This is a genomic window from Tahibacter caeni (genome assembly GCF_024609805.1).
Lineage (GTDB): Bacteria > Pseudomonadota > Gammaproteobacteria > Xanthomonadales > Rhodanobacteraceae > Tahibacter > Tahibacter caeni.
In genome coordinates this window covers 1-2,985 of sequence record NZ_JANFVR010000462.1, presented here as the reverse complement: position 1 = coordinate 2,985, position 2,985 = coordinate 1, and the positions used below count along the sequence as shown (strand labels likewise).

Sequence of the window (2,985 nt, the reverse complement as noted above, 5' to 3'; positions counted from 1 at the left end):
CTCGTCGGCACGCAGCGGCTGCGCGCGCGCTGCGGCCTGCTCGACGAGGCCGACGCCGAAGAGCCGGTCGCCTGGCTGCGGCTGGAGCCGGCCGATGCCGTACCGCTGCCCGCCGGCACGACAGCCGAGGCCGCGCCGGCCGCCGCCGCCGACGCCGTCGCCGAGTCGGACGCGTTCCGCCGCCGGCTCGTCGAACTGATGCAGGTGACGTTGCAGGCCTGGGAGCGCGCGACGCGCCAGTCGCGCGTGGAATTCGCCGAGAAGAGCGGCATCTGGCGCATCCACGTCGACGACGGCCGCCTGCGCATGCGCTCGATGGAGCGCTACCTGAGCCTGGCCAAGCTGCCGCGGCATCCGCGCTGGCGCGAAGTGCTGCGCAGCGCCTATTTCGTGCTGGCCGAATGCGCGCTCGAGCCGGCCGAGCGCGGGCGGCTCGAGGAACTCGTCGAGGCGATCCGCGCCGACGTCAGCGCACGGGCGCTGGAGTAGGCAGCGGCAGCGCCGGCAGGCGGTCGCAGCGCACGCAGACGGCGCGGATGCCGAGCGTGGTCCGGTAGGCCCGGTGGTGGTCGTCGCGCGTGAACTCCACCGGCCGCTCGGGCAGGACGATCACGTCGCCGAAGTCGCCCGGCGTGGAAGCGGCGGCGCCCGACTCGTAGCTGTCGCAGACATCCTGCAGCAGGTGCAGCACCTTGGTGTAGTCGTCGAACTCGCCGCAGTTGCGGCCGGCGTCGCTGCAGTACATCTCGACCGTCTGGCCGAGCTCGTCGGGCGCCGGGTCGAGCTCGGCAATGACGACGGGACGGCCGAGGCTGCACCAGTCATGGCGCGGCAGCAGATCGTGAGCCGCGGCCAGCGAGGGCAGCAGGACGGCGAGCAGGACGACGAGGCGATGCGGCATGAGTCGGCTCCGTGGCAGTGCGCGCATGGTCGGCAGGCCGGCGCCGCCGGACAAGCCGCGGCGCGGGAAAAAACCGGGAAAGAATCGACCGGACCGGAACGCCCGACACCGGGAAAACCGCACTGCGGCGCGGTTCTGCGCGGTGCCCGCGAATTCTTTCCCGGCTTTTTCCTGGCCCGCACCGTGGCGCCTGCCTAGGTTCGTTCCACCCGGCCCGACGCGGCCGCTGCCCTGGATGCGAACCTCATGATCCGTTTCTCCGCGCTCGCCCTCGTCCTCAGCCTCGCCGCCGGCACCGCCGCGGCCCATTCGGCCGGTTCGGTCGACCTGAGCCAGCCGATTCCGGCCGGCGCGCTGCAGTACGGCGGCTGGATCGCCCACAACGGCGTCCAGACGCACACCTTCCTCGCGCCGACCTACGGCGAATGCGCGACCCTGCTGCAGCAGAGCGCCGCGCAGCACACGGCCAACGCGCCGTATTACTACGGCAGCGGCCATCCCTCGACCTATACGATCGAGCCCTGCAGCAAGCGCGCGATGTTCCAGCTGTTCGCCCCGGGCGATCCCGACGGCGACCTCGTCACCGTGACGGTCTCGATCCCGTCGCGCTATGCGCGCGACGTCGACGCGCTGCGCCAGCGCTACCAGTACGACCAGTACATGGCCGAGTTCGAGCGCCTGTTCCCGGTCAAGTGAACGGCCGGCCGCGGCGGCGTGCGCCGCCGCGGCTCAGCCGGTGTTCTGCACACCGGCGGCAATGCCGTTGACGGTCGCGGCCAGCGCGAGGAACAGCTCGCCCTCGGGACGATCCTGCGCGCGCCAGCGCGCGAGCAGGTCGACCTGCAGCAAGCTGATCGGATCGACGTAGGGATTGCGCAGGCGTATCGACAGCGCGAGGCGGCGGTCGCCGGCCAGCAGCCGGTCGGCCTGCCTGAGCTGGAGCACAGCGGCCAGGGTGCGCGCGAACTCGTCGGCGATCAGCGGATGGAATTCGTCGTGCAGCGCGCCGGCCAGCCGCGAATAGCGCGCGAAGATGTCGAGGTCGCTCTTGGCCAGCAGCATTTCCACGTCCTCGACGAAGGTCGCGAAGAACGGCCAGTCGCGCGTCATCTCGCGCATCGCGTCGATGCCGTGGCGCGCGATGCCGTCGCCGAGCGCCGTGCCGATGCCGTACCAGCCGGTCAGGCCGGCGCGGTTCTGCGACCAGGCGAACACCCACGGGATCGCGCGCAGGCTGGCCACGCCGCCGGCGCCGCCGCGACGCGGCGGCCGCGAGCCCATGCGCAGGCGCTCGATCACGTCGATCGGCGTCGCGGCGCGGAAATAGTCGGCGAAGCGCGCCGACTCGTGCACCAGCGCGCGGTAATGGCTGCGCGAGACCTCGGCCATCCGGCCGACCATCTCGCGCCAGGCCGCTTCGCGCGGCTCGGCCGGGCGCGGCCGCAGGCTCGCGCGCAGCACCGCCCCGGTGGTCTGTTCGAGATTGCGCAGCGCGAGCGCGCGGATGCCGTACTTGCGATGGATGACTTCGCCCTGCTCGGTAAGGCGCAGATAGCCGTCGACCGAGCCGCGCGGCGCGGCGATCACGGCGCGCTCGGTCTTGCCGCCGCCGCGGCTGATCGAGCCGCCGCGGCCGTGGAAGAACGCGATGCGCACGCCGCTGCGCTGGGCCAGCTCGGTCAGCAGCACCTGGGTGCGCTGCAGGGCCCAGCGCGACGCGAACAGGCCGCCGTCCTTCGCGCTGTCGGAATAGCCGAGCATGACCATCTGGCGGCCGCCGCGCGACGCCAGATGCTCGCGGTACAGCGGATCGGCGAACAGCTGCACGAGCACGTCCTGCGCCGCGCGCAGGTCGGCGATGGTCTCGAACAGCGGCGCGACGTCGAGCGGCACGCGGCCGTCGGCGTCGACGCAGCCGGCGACGCGCGCGAGCGCGAGCACGGCCAGCACGTCGGCCGCGCTGCGGCTCATGCTGATGATGTACGGGCCTATCGCCGGCGCGCCGTAATGTTTGCGAGCGTCGGCGACGGTGCGGAACACGGCCAGGGTCGCCGCGCCGGCGTCCGCGCCAGGCGCCGGCACGG

Annotated in this window: 4 protein-coding genes; 2 read left to right on the top strand and 2 right to left on the bottom strand. The window is 72.6% G+C overall.

Annotation, left to right across the window (positions count from 1 at the left end; genetic code table 11):
- The coding region (locus tag NON22_RS22620; RefSeq protein ID WP_257389250.1) for a hypothetical protein at positions 1–489 on the top strand (489 nt) is incomplete at its 5' end.
- Here the strand turns inward: NON22_RS22620 and NON22_RS22615 are convergent.
- Entirely contained in the window at positions 467–901 is a 435-nt protein-coding gene (locus NON22_RS22615) for a hypothetical protein (RefSeq protein WP_257389249.1), read from the bottom strand. The two genes, NON22_RS22620 and NON22_RS22615, sit on opposite strands and share 23 nt — an antisense overlap.
- Before the next feature lie 246 nt (positions 902–1,147).
- On the opposite strand from NON22_RS22615, the gene NON22_RS22610 reads away from it, so the two are divergent.
- Positions 1,148–1,597, top strand: coding sequence for a hypothetical protein (locus NON22_RS22610; RefSeq protein WP_257389248.1), 450 nt, complete (start codon positions 1,148–1,150; stop codon positions 1,595–1,597).
- 33 nt (positions 1,598–1,630) lie between these two features.
- Here the strand turns inward: NON22_RS22610 and NON22_RS22605 are convergent.
- A partial coding sequence (locus NON22_RS22605; protein ID WP_257389247.1) for a phosphoenolpyruvate carboxylase occupies positions 1,631–2,985 on the bottom strand: 1,355 nt, incomplete at its 5' end.